At 32.4% G+C, this 16,254-nt stretch carries 8 protein-coding genes; all 8 read right to left on the bottom strand.

All coding sequences use genetic code 11. The annotated features are described in order from the left end of the window. Positions 1–134: 134 nt before the first annotated feature. Positions 135–1,295 carry a hybrid sensor histidine kinase/response regulator gene (locus HN894_02200; protein MBT7142122.1) on the bottom strand — a complete coding sequence of 387 codons (1,161 nt, stop codon included), beginning with the start codon at positions 1,293–1,295 and terminating at the stop codon, positions 135–137. 5 nt (positions 1,296–1,300) lie between these two features. Continuing rightward, positions 1,301–6,460, bottom strand: a complete 5,160-nt coding sequence (locus HN894_02195) for a PAS domain S-box protein (GenBank protein ID MBT7142121.1) — start codon at positions 6,458–6,460, stop codon at positions 1,301–1,303. A gap of 56 nt (positions 6,461–6,516) precedes the next feature. Then, positions 6,517–8,142, bottom strand: a complete 1,626-nt coding sequence (locus tag HN894_02190) for a tetratricopeptide repeat protein (GenBank protein MBT7142120.1) — start codon at positions 8,140–8,142, stop codon at positions 6,517–6,519. 35 nt (positions 8,143–8,177) lie between these two features. Then, entirely contained in the window at positions 8,178–9,683 is a 1,506-nt protein-coding gene (locus HN894_02185; protein MBT7142119.1) for a tetratricopeptide repeat protein, read from the bottom strand. 31 nt (positions 9,684–9,714) lie between these two features. Continuing rightward, positions 9,715–11,358: a tetratricopeptide repeat protein gene (locus tag HN894_02180; GenBank protein MBT7142118.1), complete on the bottom strand. Its 1,644-nt coding sequence runs from the start codon at positions 11,356–11,358 to the stop codon at positions 9,715–9,717. Positions 11,359–11,380: 22 nt separating this feature from the next. Beyond that, positions 11,381–11,932, bottom strand: coding sequence for a hypothetical protein (locus HN894_02175; protein ID MBT7142117.1), 552 nt, complete (start codon positions 11,930–11,932; stop codon positions 11,381–11,383). Between the two features lie 246 nt (positions 11,933–12,178). After that, positions 12,179–12,973, bottom strand: coding sequence for a hypothetical protein (locus tag HN894_02170; protein ID MBT7142116.1), 795 nt, complete (start codon positions 12,971–12,973; stop codon positions 12,179–12,181). 405 nt (positions 12,974–13,378) lie between these two features. Continuing rightward, complete coding sequence (locus tag HN894_02165) at positions 13,379–15,334, bottom strand: DUF3365 domain-containing protein (GenBank protein ID MBT7142115.1); 1,956 nt, start codon at positions 15,332–15,334, stop codon at positions 13,379–13,381. Between the last annotated feature and the right edge of the window lie 920 nt (positions 15,335–16,254).

Here is a 16,254-nt window from a genome sequence, read left to right as displayed (position 1 = left end):
TTAAAAACATCTCTTTTTGCGATATTTCTATTTTTTTCATTTGTCTAATACAAAAGCATTTACTGCATGAAAGAAAATAGAAATATCATCAAAAATAAATTATTTTATAAAAATTGCCTGTTTTCTTAGAAACACTATATAGGTTTAAAAGATATGGTGAAAATAGTTTTGTCATCATCGCTTACAATTTCCAAAGATGCATTGTGGAGGTCAAGGGCTGATTTTACTAAACTTAATCCCAATCCTACGTCTTTGTCGTAATGATCGTTTGCAAGTGCAAAAGGTTTTGTAATTTCTTCAATTTTTTCAGCTGGGATTTTTTTCCCTGAATTGGATACGCTTAATTTTATTTTATCATTTTCAACTTTAGTTTGAACTTCAATTACTGTATTTTCATAAGAAAATTTGAGGGCATTTGCTATTAGTTCGTCAATTGTTTTAGTTATATAATTCTTTATCCCCAAGATACTAACAGGTTCTACAAGTGTATTAACAATAGTAAGATTTTTGTTTTCTGCTTCTGTATTGAAATTTTGAATGATAAATTTTACTATTTCATTCAGTGACAACTTTTGCTTTTCCATTTCCGGGCCATGCGTTTGGATTTGCGTAATATCAAGAGCTATTTGAGTAAACTTGTTTAACCTTTCTGTCGATTCTTTCAACATTCCAATGAATTCCATAAGCTCAGGATCTTGAATCATATCTGTTAGATAATATGCTGAACCCATAATTCCATTAATTGGTGTCCTTATTTCGTGGCTAATAATATCCAAAAAATTGTTTTTTGCATCATCGAGAGCTAGAAGTTTTTTATTAGCCTTTTCTAACTTTTGGTTAGAGTCATCAAGCTGTTTTGTTCTTTCGGCAACTCTTTGTTCAAGGGTAATATTTATATCTTTCAAAATCTCACGCTGAGTTTTAAGCTCAAGCTGGGTTTTCACTCTTTCCATCAATTCACGTGCATCGAAAGGCTTGGTGATATAGTCCTGTCCTCCTACTTCGAAACCTTTCAAAATATCATCCTTTTGCGTTTTTGCAGTTAAGAAAATAATAGGAACTTCTTTGGTTTTTTCATTTGCTCTCAACTTTTGACATACTTCATAGCCGTCCATTTCGGGCATCATTATATCAAGCAGAATCAAATCCGGAGTATCTTCAAAAGCTGTTTCAAGCGCATCTTTGCCACTTATCGCTATTTGTGTTTCAAAATCTTCTAAGATTTCGATAAGGATGTCAATATTGTCCGGAGTGTCATCAACAATTAAGATGGTATTTTCAAATAAACTTTTCATAATAATTATTTAAAAGTGATTATAATATTGTTTAGTGTTGTAATTGCTTTTCTAAAATCATATTTTTGAATCGATTTAACTAAAATATTGAATTCTGTACCTGCTAATCCGGCTTTTTCAAGTTCTTGAATTATTATTTTTGCTTTTGGATTTTTCTTTTCAAGTAATTCTTTCAGTTTAGGAATTAAATCTTTAATTGTTTTAATGTCAATTTCAGTTTCTTTACTTTCTACATCAAAGCTTAATTTTGTTTTAATTTCCGTGATTAAATTGATTAATAAAGTATTGAGCTCAGTTAAAGCTTCAATGAATCTGTCAGTTTCACCTTTCTCGTTTAATTCTTCAATTCTATTTACAAAATTGTGCAAATCAGTTGCTCCTATATTTCCGGTAACTCCTTTGAGAGTGTGGACTTGACGTTTAACGGTTTCAAAATCCTTATTTTTAAGATTTGATTTTAATTCCTTCACAAAATTTTCGTAATTACTACAAAACTTAACAAGTAAATCTCTATAAAGTTTCTTTTTATTGTTAATCCTTTTAAGAGCACTTGCAATATTTAATCCTTTTATCTTAGGAATTACAATTTCTGAGTAATCCTTTTTTATTTCAGATTTGCTTCTAGTATTGGGTAGGGTTTGATTTTTCTTTGGTTTTATCCATTTTACCAAAGCTCCTAAAACTTCATCCGGATCAATAGGTTTGCTAACCATATCGTTCATTCCTATTTCCAGACATTTTTCTCTTACTCCTGTCATTGCATCTGCAGTCATTGCAATTATTGGCAGATCTTTGTACTGGGACAATTTTCTAATCTCCTTCGCAGCTGTATATCCATCCATAATGGGCATTTGGATATCCATAAAGGCTAAACTATATTTTGAGGGCACTCCTGATGCTTTTATCATATCTGCAGCTTCCTGTCCATGATTGGCAATCTCAACAATAAATCCTTCATCCCTTAACAATTCACTTGCTACTTGCTGATTAATTTCATTATCCTCAACTAAAAGGATTCTTGCACCAGTGAGATTCCTGATATGTTCTGAATATTTCTTTCCTTTTACTACTCTTTTCCTGGATGTTCTTATTTCCTTACCAAATATTTCCATAATAGAATCAAACAGTGAGGAGTAAGCAAATGGTTTTGTCAGATAATTAGAAACACCCAATTTGAATGCTTTTTTAATGATATCTTCACCGCCAAATGAACTTGTCAAGAGAATTGGAATCTCAGATATTTTCGAATTTTTCTTGATTCTTTCTATTGTTTCAAGCCCATCCATTTCGGGCATAAGCCAATCAATAATCAGCAGTCCATAATCATTTTGCTTAAGCTCTTCAATACAATCCATTCCGGAATTTACCGTGTTTGAATTAATACCAAATGTTGAGACTGCTTCAGTCAGATATAGTCTGAATTCTGCATTATCATCACAAATAAGTACTCTAAGTTTCGAGATATCATCAGAAACTTTAAATACATTTTCTTTTTGCTTTGACTGAACACCGAGAACTCCGCTAAAGTAAAATGTGCTACCTTTTCCAAATTCACTTTCCAGCCATGTTGAACCTCCCATCATTTCTGCCAGACGTTTGGATATTGCAAGCCCAAGACCTGTTCCGCCATGCTTACGAGTGGTTGAGCTATCAGCCTGGCTGAATTCCTTAAACATTTTGTTTTGTTGCTCCTGTGTTAGTCCAATGCCTGTGTCCTTCACGGCAAATATAAGTTTAAGATTGTTGTCAGGTAGCTTTTCTTCTATTTCAACCTGAACAAGTATTTCTCCCTTTTCAGTAAATTTAATAGCATTACTACAATAATTGCTAAGAATCTGACTGATACGAAGAGGATCACCAATTAAATTCCGCGGCAAATCATTATCTAATTTAACAATGAATTCTATTTCCTTATCCTGAGCTTTTCCGGCATTTAGGTTAGATACATTTTCGAGAACAATATCCAGATCAAAATCTACTTTTTCAATATCAAGTTTTCCGGCTTCAATTTTGGAAAAATCAAGAATGTCATTTATTATTCCTAATAGCAGATGTGCTGACCTGTCAATCTTGCCAAGGTAATCTTCCTGTTTTTTGCTTAATTCGGTTTTCTGGGCAAGAGTTGTTAACCCGATAATAGCGTTCATTGGTGTCCTGATTTCATGACTCATGGTAGCAAGAAATTGACTTTTTGCGATTGTGGCTGATTCTGCTGTTTTCTGAGCATTTTTACGTTCGGCCGTTTCAATGGCAAGGGTAATAAAATCGACAATTGAACGAGCAAATAGTTCTTCATCTGTTTCCCATTCTCTACGTTTTTGAGTTTCCTCGTTACAAAATACCCCAATTCTTTTTCCTTGTGACCAAATAGGAATATCCAGCATTGAATAAATATCAAAGGGTATTAAATAGCTTTCTGTAAATTCCTTGGTTTGGGAATCTTTCCGCGCATCATTTACAGAAAGTTGGTTTGATTTTAATAATGCACTAAAATAGTTTGGATAGTCTTCTTTTTTATGCTTTAGACCCGAAGAATGCTTTCTTGTTTTAGATTCAAAATCAAAAAGATCGATACATTCTAGTGATGTCTGGTCATCATTATACAACCAAATGCTCGAACGAGCATTACCTAATCCAATAGTTGCATATTCTGTTATTAACCTATAAGCTGATAAAAGATCCACATCTATATAGTTGTTTACTTGGGTTAATTCCTGAAGTGTTTTGTTTTGATGGGCTAGCCTGCCAGCACGTGCTTCTAATTCTTTTTGAATTTTTATTCGATCAGTTATATCCTCTTTTACAGCAACAAAATGTGTGATTTCACCCTTATCGTTCTTAATTGGAGAAATGGAAGCCATTTCCCAATAGATTTCACCACTTTTTTTCTTATTTTCAAATTCACCCTGCCAAATATTACCTGCTGTTATGGTTGTCCAAAGTTTTTTGTAAAAGTTATCAGGTATACTACCAGACTTGAGTATTCTTGGATTCTGACCAATTGCTTCATTGAATGAATAGCCAGTAACTTCAGCAAAATGAGGATTAACATATTCTATTGTTCCATCTTTATCCGTAATAACCACAGTGGTCGGAGTCTGTTCTATAGCCCTGGAAAGTTTATGAAGATCTTCAGCATTCTTTTTCTTATCCGTAATATCTTCCTGGATGGATACGAAATGTGTTATGTTCTGATTGTCATTTATTACCGGGGCAATATTTGCTGATTGCCAATTAAGCTCCCCTGATTTCTTTTTATTTAGAAATTCACCATGCCATTCTTTTCCTGCAAGAATAGTCTCCCAAAGTTCTTTGAAAAATTCTTTCGAATGTTGGCCCGAGTCCAGCATGCTAGGATTCTTGCCAATGGCTTCATCATATCCAAAGCCTGTAATATCAGTGAATTTTGGATTAACATATTCGATTTTTCCATTTTTATCTGTGATCACTACAGACGCCGGGGTTTGTTCAATGGCTCGAGAAAGTTTACGTGAATTGGCAGTTGAAACTTCCAATTCAGCTAAAGCTTTTGCTGTCTTTTTCTTTTCCCTGTCGGTATCATGCATAATACTTAAAGCTGCTTTACGAGCCTTTTCCATTTCAGCATTTGTTTTCGCTAATTCCTCTTGTCCTTGCTTTAGTTTTAAAGCTGCTTGTTTTGATCCTGAAATATCGTGACAACCAATAATAAAAACAGATTTATTATAATGTTTAATCAGACTTACGGCAACTCGTAAATCCAATTCTGAACCATCCTTTTTAATGCCCGGAAATTCATGGCCAAATTTAAATTCTTCAATGAATTTTTTATCACGGGATTTTTTTAAATCACGGATAAATGAATTTTTAGACGATTCCTCTATAAAAGTATTAATGTTTTTACCCTTGACTTCTTTAAATTTATATCCAAATAATGCTGATGCAGAATCATTAAATGAGATGACGTTTCCAATATTATCTGTTGTGATTATTGCATCTGCTGCACTATCGAATACTTCACGCAAATAATTTTCACTTTTTGTTACTGCTTCTGTTGCTTTATTTTGATTTCTAATAATAATTATATAAGATGCTAAAATCAGGATAATTAAAAAAACACATAGAACAATAATAGTTATACTTGCTTCACGGTAAAGTTCTAATGCTTCATATTCATCTATCTTACTTGCAAAGCCAATATTTAATTCTTGATCCCAGAACCATTTCCCCCAAACTTTAACACCGCGATAATCATTATAAGCAACTGTACTATTTCCATCATTTTCATTTGTTGCACTTTGTGCCATTAGTGTTAATTCCTGATCAGAAATTTTATTACCAGGCTGATAACCATCCAGTAAATTACCACCCGGATCGGTTAACTTAATATGTAAAACACTTGGATTGCCATCCTTCAATAATCCAATTTTAGTAAGTGCTGAATCGAATCTGCTTTTAGTTATTAGTATTGCCTTTTCATTAAACAGATATGTTTCTCCTGACAAACCAATCTTACCTGATTGTGCAATAAGTGAAAATTCATCAAAAGGATTTAAGCGAATGGTTAAGGCTGCTATTACCTCTCCATTATTGTCTTTTATTGGTGTTGCAATAAACATGGTAGGGTATTCATCTTTCATAATCCCATTCTCATCTGCTATTGGAACATCTGAGAAAATGGGAGGTATGAATTGTATGTTTCCTTCAAATACTTTTTTAAGTCTGTCAGGATAAGCCTTTGCAATTAAATTGATTGTGCCAATGTTGGCATCACGCATGGATGCTAAACTGTAATAATCGGGTGAGATAATAAAAACTCCATAGGCAAAGTGTAGTTTTAATAGCTCAGAAAAATATTTCCTTATTTCAACTTGTGCATTTGAATGTATTATGTCTTGATTATTTTTACTTAACTGTAATAATTGTTTAGTATTACTTAATAAATTTTCGTCAGAAGCCCAAACTTCAGTGTCTAAAAAATGTCCTTTTAACCATACCTGGGAAATGGTTTGATGAGTTGCTTCAAGCACTGTTGTTAGCGAAACCAAAGTTCTTTGGCGGGCATCTTCTTTTAATCGGTTTAATCCAAGGAAAGCTAATGTGATTACTAATAATACCAAAAGAATAATAGGGATTATATTTCCCCTAAAAACCCTTGTGAACCTTCTTCTTTTACTTTTATTCATTTCTTAATATCTTTAATTTAAAAATATTTACTCCGATCAAGTATATTTTATACATTTTACACATCACCAACTTCAGGATAAGGAAGTTCAATATTGTTATCCATTACCATTTTATTTGTCTCTTTTTTCAACTCAATAATTCTCATTTCTCTATCCAACATCACATTATTAAATTTTTCTAACTCTTCAGATTTTGCTTGCAACTCAATATTTGCTGATTCTGCTAGTTTAGTGGCAGTTGCAAGCTCCTTATTCTGTTCAGAAATCATCAATTTCTGCTTTTGGGTTATCCGAAATCGATTAAACACATATCCCAGAAATACAAGCAATAAAGTCACGCCTCCAATTAAAGCATATTGTAGGATCCTGGATTTTTCGAGTTTTGCTTGCTGTACTTTTTGGACCTGGAGATAAGTTACGCTATCAGCTATGGCTTTTTTGTCGTAATTATACTTATACTTTTGTCGAATAACTTCTTTTTGGTTTGTTTCACTGTCGAGGCTATCTCTTTTTGTAATGTAAAGCTCGTACATTTCTAAAGCCATCCTGTTCTTACCGATAGATTTATAAACATCATATAATATTTTTGCAGATTTCCTTGTTTCTAAAGTATGACCCATCTCTTTTGCTAAGTTCAGTGCACGATTGCTATATGTAATTGCTTCTTGATTATTGCCAAGTTTTTTATAGTTAATTCCGATGTTGATTAAGGTAGAACTTATGTTTTTTTTATCCCCAATTTTGTCAAAGATATCTAAGGCTCGAGTGTAATATTCAATTGCAACATTAAACTCATGAAGTTCACTTTTGTTATCAGCTATACCCCTATATGATAATGCTTTATATTCTATGTTTTCAATTTCTTCTGAAATCTTTAAACAACTTAAATAGTTTTCTATGGATTTGATATATTCACCTTGTTTGAGAAAATTACTCCCAATGTTATACAATGCATTAGAAATTCCTTTTTTATCGCCTATTTCTTCTAAGATGCCTAAACTACGAGTATAATAGTTACTTGCTGTGATGTAATCACCCATCTTACTATAAATAATAGCAATGTTAGATAATGAATAGGAAATCCCTTGCTTATCATCTAATTTTTCTTGCATGACTAAGCTGCGAGTATAATAGTCAATTGCAGTGCTGTAATCACCCCTTTCAAAATGAATAATTCCAATGTTTAAGTTGGTTGTTGAAATTCCCCTTGTAGAGCCTAATTCTTTATAGATTGTTAAACTTTGAGTATAATATTCTAGGGCACTGGAGTAATCACCCAGAGTATAATAATTAATTCCAATATAGGTCAAGCAAGAAGCAATAACGTTTTTACCACCAATTTCTTTTCTGATGTCTATACATTGTGTAAAATAATCAATGGCATTCAAGTATTCACTTTTGAAATAAGAACTCGCACCCATGGTGTAAAGGGCAAAAGCCATATGTTTCTTTAATCCTTTTAATTTGGCAAAATCAAACTGTGATTTAGCATAATTAAAAGCTATGTCATACTGATATTTTTTTTTGCTTTCCTGTGCTAATTTATTAATTGCGTCAAGGCGAATGGTATCAGGCCTAGTATTATCGTTCCATACATTCCACAGGGAGTCAAGGTTTATCTGACATATGGAGGTCAGACCAATGCTGATAAATATAGCAAAAAGAGTAATTTTCTTTTTCATATAATTCTTTTTGAGTTCATCTTTAATTCTACTTTTTATTTATCCCCAATTTCAGGATAGGGAGTTCCAGTGTCATTAGTTTTTGCCAAATTATTAACCTCTTTCTTCAACTCAATAATTCTCATTTCTCTATCCAGCATTACAGTGTTAAACTTCTCCAACTCTTCGGATTTAGTTTGCAATTCACTGTTTGCTGTTTCTGCAAGTTCTGTAGCAGTTGCAAGTTCCTTATTCTGTTCTGAGATTATTAATTTCTGTTTTCGGGTTACACGAAATCTATTGTACATATAGGCCAAAAATACCAGTAACAAAATCACACCTATAATCAATGCAAGTTGTTGTGTTTTAGATTTTTCAAGTTTGGCTTGCTGTACTTTTTGCACTTGAATATAAGCTACGCTATCAGCTATTGCCTGTTTATCATATTCATATTTATATTTTTGACGGATAACCTCTTTCTGGTTTTCTTCACTATTAATACTGTCTCTTGTTGTTATGTAAAGCTCGTACATTTCCAGGGCTGGTTTTTGCCTATTCGTGGCTTTATATAACTCATAAAGGGCTTGAGCGGCATCCCTTGTCTCTTCTGCAAGACCGATCTCTTGTGCTATGGATAGCGAGCGGCTGTTGTAAGCTATCGCACTTGCGTAATCACCCTGTTCATAATGAACATCCCCCATTCTTTTTAAGGTTTGAGCAATACCCTGTTTGGTCTCAATTTCTTCGAATAAGGTTAGACTGCGTGTATAATAGTCTAAGGCTCTTGCGGAATCGCCCTGTTTATAATAGACCATCCCGATGTTCACTAAGGAAAAAGCAATCCTACGTTTATCATCAATTTCTTCACTGAAGGCTATACTGCGGTTATAATAGTCAATGGCAGTTGAGTAATCCCCATGGTCATTATAAATATTCCCAATGCCCGATAGGGCGAAAGCAATTCCCCTTTTATTCATAATTTTTTCATTGATGGCTAAGCTGCGCGTATAACAGTCAAGGGCGTTGGCAATATCCCCTTGATCACGATAAATCATCCCGATGTTTCCAAGGGTCATAGCAATTCCATTCTTGTTTCCAATTTTTTCGTTGATAGTTAAACTGCGCCTATAATAATTTAGGGCGTTGACATAATCCCCCTCTACATGGTAATTAATCCCGATATTATGAAGGGATACACTTATTCCTTTCATATTCCCAATTTCTTCTTGAATTGCCAAAGATCGTTTATGGTAGTCACTAGCAATGGTTAAGTTACCCTTGTAATAAGAACACATTCCCTGGAGGCTTAAAGCGTCTGCCATCTGTTTTTTTAATCCCTTGCTTTTTGCAAAGTCATATCCCATTTGTGCAAAATAGAAAGCACTGTCGGGTTGTGAATAGGAATAGCCTTCCTTGGCTATATCGTGTATTGCTTTTAAACGAGTGGTGTCAGGCTGGTTAGTGTCGTTCCATACATTCCATAAGGAGTCAATATTAACCTGACCTATGGAACTCAGACCAATGCTGATAAAAATAGCAAGAAGAGTGATTTTATATTTCATAATGTTCTTTTTGAATTCATAATTAATTATACTAAACGTCCTCAACTTCCGGGTAAGGAATATCAGTATTATTCGTTTTTGCCAAGTTGTTAGCCTCTTTCTTCAACTCAATAATCCTCATTTCTCTATCCAGCATCGCATTATTAAATTTTTCCAACTCTTTGGATTTAGTTTTCAATTCATTATTTGCTGATTCTGCATGTTTTGTTGCAGTTGCAAGTTCCTTGTTTTGCTCAGAGATTATTAATTTCTGCCTTTGAGTCATCCGATATCTATTGAACACATATCCCAGAAATACCAGTAACAAAGTCGCCCCACCAATTAAAGCATATTGTAAGATTCTGGATTTTTCAAGCTTGGCGTCCTGGACTTCTTGTGTTTGAACATAAGCTACACTATCTGCTATAGCCTGTTTTTCATAATCATATTCATACTTTTGCCGAATAACCTCTTTCTGATTCTTTTCACTATTAATGCTGTCTCTTGTTGCTATATAAAGTTCATACATTTCTAAAGCTGGTTTATTTCTGCCAGCGGATTTGTAAGCATTGTATAAGGCTTTTGCAGCATTCTGTATTTCTCTGGCATCTCCTATCTCTTTTGCTATGGTTAGGGCACGTGCACCGTATGAAATTGCTTCTTGATTTTTGCCCTGTTTCTTATAATTAATTCCAATATTGTTTAAGACACTAACAATATTTCCTTTGCTTCCAGTTTTTTCAAATATAGTTAGAGCCTCTTTGTAATAGTCATTTGAAGCAGAAAGTTCATTCAGCATACTTTTAATACCACCCAAACCATAAAAGGAAAGGGCTGCATATTCTTTATACCCAATCTCTTCCGCAACTTTTAAACATCGTGAAAAATAGTCTGAAGCATTTAAATAATCGCTCTGACTGTAAAAATTACTACCAATATTATATAAGCTATGTACAATTCCATTTTTATTTCCTAGCTCTTTGTTGATGCTTAAACAGCGAATATTATACTCCTTTGCCTTGATGTAATCTTCCATCACAGTATAAATAATGGCAATGTTAAGTAAACTATAAGCTATCCCATATTTATCTTCTATTTTTTCCCTGATGATTAAACTGCGGGTATAATAGTCAATTGCCGTGGCATAATCGCCCTGTACATAATAAATAATCCCAATGTTCATTAAGGTGTTAGCGGATCCCTTTTTGTCTCCTAGTTCTTCATAAATAGTTAAACTGCGAGTATAATTTTCAAAGGCGCTGGAGTAATCACCCTGTCTGTAAAAATTAGTTCCAATATGACTTACACTAGTAGCAATTCCCATTTTATCTCCTAATTCTTCCAATATGGCTATACATTGTGTATAGTAGTTAATGGAAATCAAGTATTCACTCTTAAAGTAAAAACTTTTTGCCATTGTGTTTAAGGCACCTGCCATATGCTCTTTTAATCCCTTTTCTTTGGCAAAGTCAAATTGCAATTGAGAAAAATTGATAGCACTGTCATGCTGATATTTCTTACTACTTTCTATTGCTATTTTGATAATTGCATCAAGGCGGATTGTATCAGGCTTATCAGTATCGTTCCAAATACTATGTAATGAATCAAGACCTGCTTGTCCAATGGCATATCGCACATTAAATGTTATAGATGCAATTGCAATTAATACAACTGATATTATTTTTGGTAATGACATATTCGGTTGCTTTTAATTATTGTTAAATTGATAATTTATCGATTAATAATAAAGCTACATTAAAATCATATTTACTTAGCTTTTTCTTTATTTCATCAAATATTTCTCCTGCTAATCCAGCTTTTTCAAGCTCCTTAATTAAAGCTTTGGCTTTTGGATTTTTCTTTTCAAGTAATTCTTTCAGTTTAGGGATTAAGTTTTTAATTGTTTTTATGTCAATTTCAGTCTCTTTTTTTTCTGCATCAAAGATAAGTTTTGATTTAATTTCTGTGATTAAATTTATTAATGAAGTGTTGAGCTCAGGTAAAGCTTCAATGAATCTGTCGGTTTCACCTTTCTCATTTAATTTAAATTTGTAATTAATTACTACAAATAATTCGTATATGTTTCCTAAAAACATCAACGTTCGAGCTTCTATAATATCATGCCGAGAACTTTTAATGATGTTAAGTAATTTTTGTATTTTTTCAGAATTTTGCACATAATTATACAGGCTATAACCAAATAAAAATATATAAATATATATTGCTGAAAATGCTTCAATATTCTTACAAGTTACCCTTGGATTTTTCATAGAAATAGATTTCTTAAATATGAGAGCTTTTGCATATTCATAGTTTTAAACATTGCATTATAGTGTTTACCATAGACTAATTATATATGACAAGATATCATTCAATATATTTCACCATCCTTAATATCATACCAAATTCCAAATTTTCCGTAAATATATTAAATATTGAGATAACTCTGAATCATTTTTTTGATTTGTGTTTTGCAAAATATAGCTAATGTGATTATTGATACATATACTTTTTTATTAATCCAATAGCTCAATAATTACCAGATAGGCACAATGATCTGATGCAATGCTATCCTGAATAATCTTTTTTTCAAGTACTTTCCACCTATTTCTCGGATAAAACATTATGTAATCAATTTTTTTGATAGGATAATCGGAAGGGTAGGTATAGACTATACTATCCTTATTGTATGAAGCCGTCCACATTTCTTCAAGAATATTTATCGTTTTACTTCCCGGTTCAGCATTTAAATCGCCTGCCAAAATAGTGGGATATTTATTCGAGGAAAATATTTCATTGATTTTTCTTGCCTGAGCTAGCCTGTCTTTTTCATCCTTTGTATGATCTAAATGCGTTCCAATAAAGGATATGGTATCTTTTGAATTAATAATTGTTGTTATTTCCAATGCTGTTCTTGGTTCGTTTCCAAAAGTATAGGGTAGAGCTACATTTCTGCTTTGTAGAATTGTATATTTAGACAATATCCCTTCCCCATATTCACCATCATCGTATGGCATCGCTCTGCCAAATAGAGGAATTAGTTTTGTCCGCCAGGCTAATTCCATTGTTAGGTCGTACTTTTTAGCTCTATTTGTTTTGAAATCAACCTCCTGCATGGCAACAAAATCGGGATTTGCATTTTTAATTACCTTAGCAATTAGATCTAAATTAAAATCTCCTTTTGTAGTTGCACCATGAAGAATATTAAATGTTAGTATCCTTACAATTTTGCTGCTATCAACTATAGTTTGCGACCACGCTCCTGTAGAGGCAATTATTAGTATTATTATGATTGCTGTCTTTAATTTCATTTTTGATGAATTCCGGTTAATAATTTCTCAGTCTTATTTTTCTTTGTTATCTCGTCTAAGCTCAACCTATATTATACATAATCAATAATTTACAAAATCCGACTTCCTCAGGTTTTGTGCAAATTTAGTGATTTGTTTTTTAATTCTTTTTGCAAATATTCAATCTCTAATTGCATTTTCTACTTTCCTTAAAATGCTTTTTAGCCTGCTACTATCTTTCCAAACTATATTGCTTAATACTTTTCCGCTGAAATATAAGTGGCTTGTTCCAACGCTGTTTTAAAACTCAATTGAGCGGAAGTATTCATACATTTTGCCAATTTATTAAATGCTGAAAAATACCAAACTACTTGCATTTTTGTGGTCTAATAGGTCTTTAAATTATATGATATTAGAGCCAGTTAATCATTGTTTCTTTATGTATTCTATAATTTTTCTTATCAGATTATCTGCTATTATAGGTTTCGAAATATAATCATCACAACCTGCTGCAATTGCTTTTTCTTTGTCTCCTTCAATGGCATATGCTGTTTGTGCAATAATAATTACATCTTTATTGAATTTACGGATTTCTGTTGTTGCTGTATAACCATCCATCACTGGCATTTTAGCATCCATAAGTACCAAATCAATATCTTTATTGTTCTTCATATACTCAATGGCTTCTTTTCCATTTACAGCTCTGGCTATGCTTTTTGCTATATTATTTAGGACAATTTCGAGATGTTCAAAACTGATATCGTCATCTTCGGCTATTAAGATGTTAATTTGATTATTGCTAGCTGTGTTTAATACTTCTTTCTCCTTTATGTGTTCTGGCTTTTCTTGTTTTTCGATCCACGGTAGAGTAAAATAGAATGTAGAACCTTTTCCCGGTTCTGAATCAACACCAATATTACCACCCAACATCTCAACATAGGCTTCTGAAATAGCAAGACCCAATCCTGAACCTTCAAGAGCCCTTGTGTCTTCAATATCTGCCTGTTCAAAACGATTGAAAATGGAATGAATCCTATTTTCGGGAATTCCCATTCCGGTATCTGTGATATTAAATTCAAGCTTCGATCCTTTTTTATTGCATAGAATTTCTATGCTCCCCTTATCAGTGTACTTAATAGCATTTTTTATCAGGTTAGAAATGATTGAGTTTATTTTTACTTTGTCTGAAATAATGATGCTCTGCTGCGGCAGCTTATTTATAAGCCTTAATTCTATTCCTTTGGCAGTAGCCTCCTTATCAAAAAACTCAAATTGGTTTTCTATTTCTTCATTAATGTTAAGATCGGTTTTTGATATTTCTACCTGGTCGGCATCAATTTTTGAAATGTTAATGATGTCATTAACCGTATTTAGCATACGATTCCCGCTTTTCCCTATTATTTCTATAAATTTATCCCGTTCGTCACTACTTAATTCCGGTTCCTTTAATAAATCTGTAAAGCCCAGAATACCATTCATAGGTGTACGTATTTCATGGCTCATATTGGCAAGGAATGCTGATTTTAGACGATCACTTTCTTCTGCCTTACCTTTAGCTTGAATTAGATTTTTATTGATAGTTTCATATTCTTCATTTTGTTTTTGAAGTTTTTTTTCACTTATAATAATTCTTTCTTGTATCAGATATCGCTTTAATAATTCTTTTTTGTAGAGTCTGAATCCAAAAAAGCTGAGAATAAAAATGATTATATACAATGAAAAGTGTCCAATTACTAAATTACTAATCTTTAATTTTGCAGCTTGATTATATTTTTCCATCGGTACAGAAACACTTATTCCGCCGCGAATATCTCCCAATTTGTATCCTTGTTTGGAATGACATTTTAGGCATTTTTTTTCAACTTTCATAACATGCATAAAACGCAAATATTCGATTCCATTTATTGTTTCAATACTGCTATATTCATCAGTTTTGCCCTTTTCAAAAAGATTAAGTGCGAATGTTTCCCAAACATCTGCTTTATTCTCAGGTCGTATAGGGTTTAAACTTGTTATATGACCTTTGACTCCATATTGTTCTTTTGCAAGGGTGAATACCTGCCTTGTCATATATGCAGGATTTACTAAAGTCAATTCTTTTTCAGTTCCTTTTATTACAATATCTCTGTCTTTAATAAAATTTAAATAAGGATTTGGTGTGGTTAATTCTGTAATTGGAACATAAACACCACCATGACCCGCTGCCCAACTACGATATAGCAAATCTTTATTAAAACTCGCTTCACCTTCAATCTTAGCATATTCGTTAATCATTCTATACTCTTTATTAATATTCCAAAATAAGGAAACACATGATAGAATTGTCATTCCTGCAATAAAGGAAATGAAAACGATTCTTATTTGTTTTATTTCTTTGTTCATATCAGAAATGTTATCTATATTAATTTTCTCATTAGCGTTTTATTTAAGCTTAGTGCTCAACATTGGTATATCTGAAAAATTCCGTATATTTCTTTATCAATTGAACTATTTCTAATTTCATTTTTCAAATATAACGATTTTATAAATTAAATCATAGTCTCAAATTTCATTTTCATTTGTTTTTATTTTCGGGTTTCTTAGATATGTAGGTAGATCATTGTAGTTTCATTTGAAATTCCACCAAAATGTAGGATTTTGGCTGTATATATCAAAGTTTTAAAGCAATCCGATGAAGCATAATTTCTATAATTTAGTTACAAAAGCATCATATAATCATAAATTTGATAGGATCTTCGACTATTCAATTATTTCTTTGATATTACTATGTGCAGTATCTATAGTTTTAGAATCTGTAGATTCTCTTCAATACTAAGATTTGTTTTTTCTCCCATTGGATTAATTGATTTATTTGCAACTTTCCATTCTTCTTACCAATGTTTATAAAACTTGATTTGATATTTCTAAGGATTTTTAGGCATACTCGATTATTTCTACTTTCTAAAATTAATTGATATAACAATTTTTTGTTTCTACTCTGGGAAGTAATTCAGTAATAATCTCGTAAGATCATCTTTATTAATTACTTAAAAATGTAAAGATGGATAAAAAAATGAATTTTCTGTAAAAGAATTATTTGAATTATCAAGCAAAATCCAGAAAGTACTTTTGGTTAGCAACCATTCCGAGCAAGGAAACAAGAAAAGTATTGCAAAAATCTATTAAAAACCTTCACTTCCTTTTCTCAACATTTTCAAATTTCTCGAAGAACTTTTCCATCTGAGTATCAACTCAAATTTTCTTTTGCTTGATGAACCGCTAAGTACGAGACCCGTACGCTTAGTGGTGTGAGAGGTGCACTG

This window comes from Bacteroidota bacterium, assembly GCA_018692315.1.
In the GTDB taxonomy this organism is placed as follows: Bacteria; Bacteroidota; Bacteroidia; order Bacteroidales; family JABHKC01; genus JABHKC01.
Note: the sequence above shows the minus strand (reverse complement) of the source record. Positions and strands in the feature narration are given on the sequence as shown.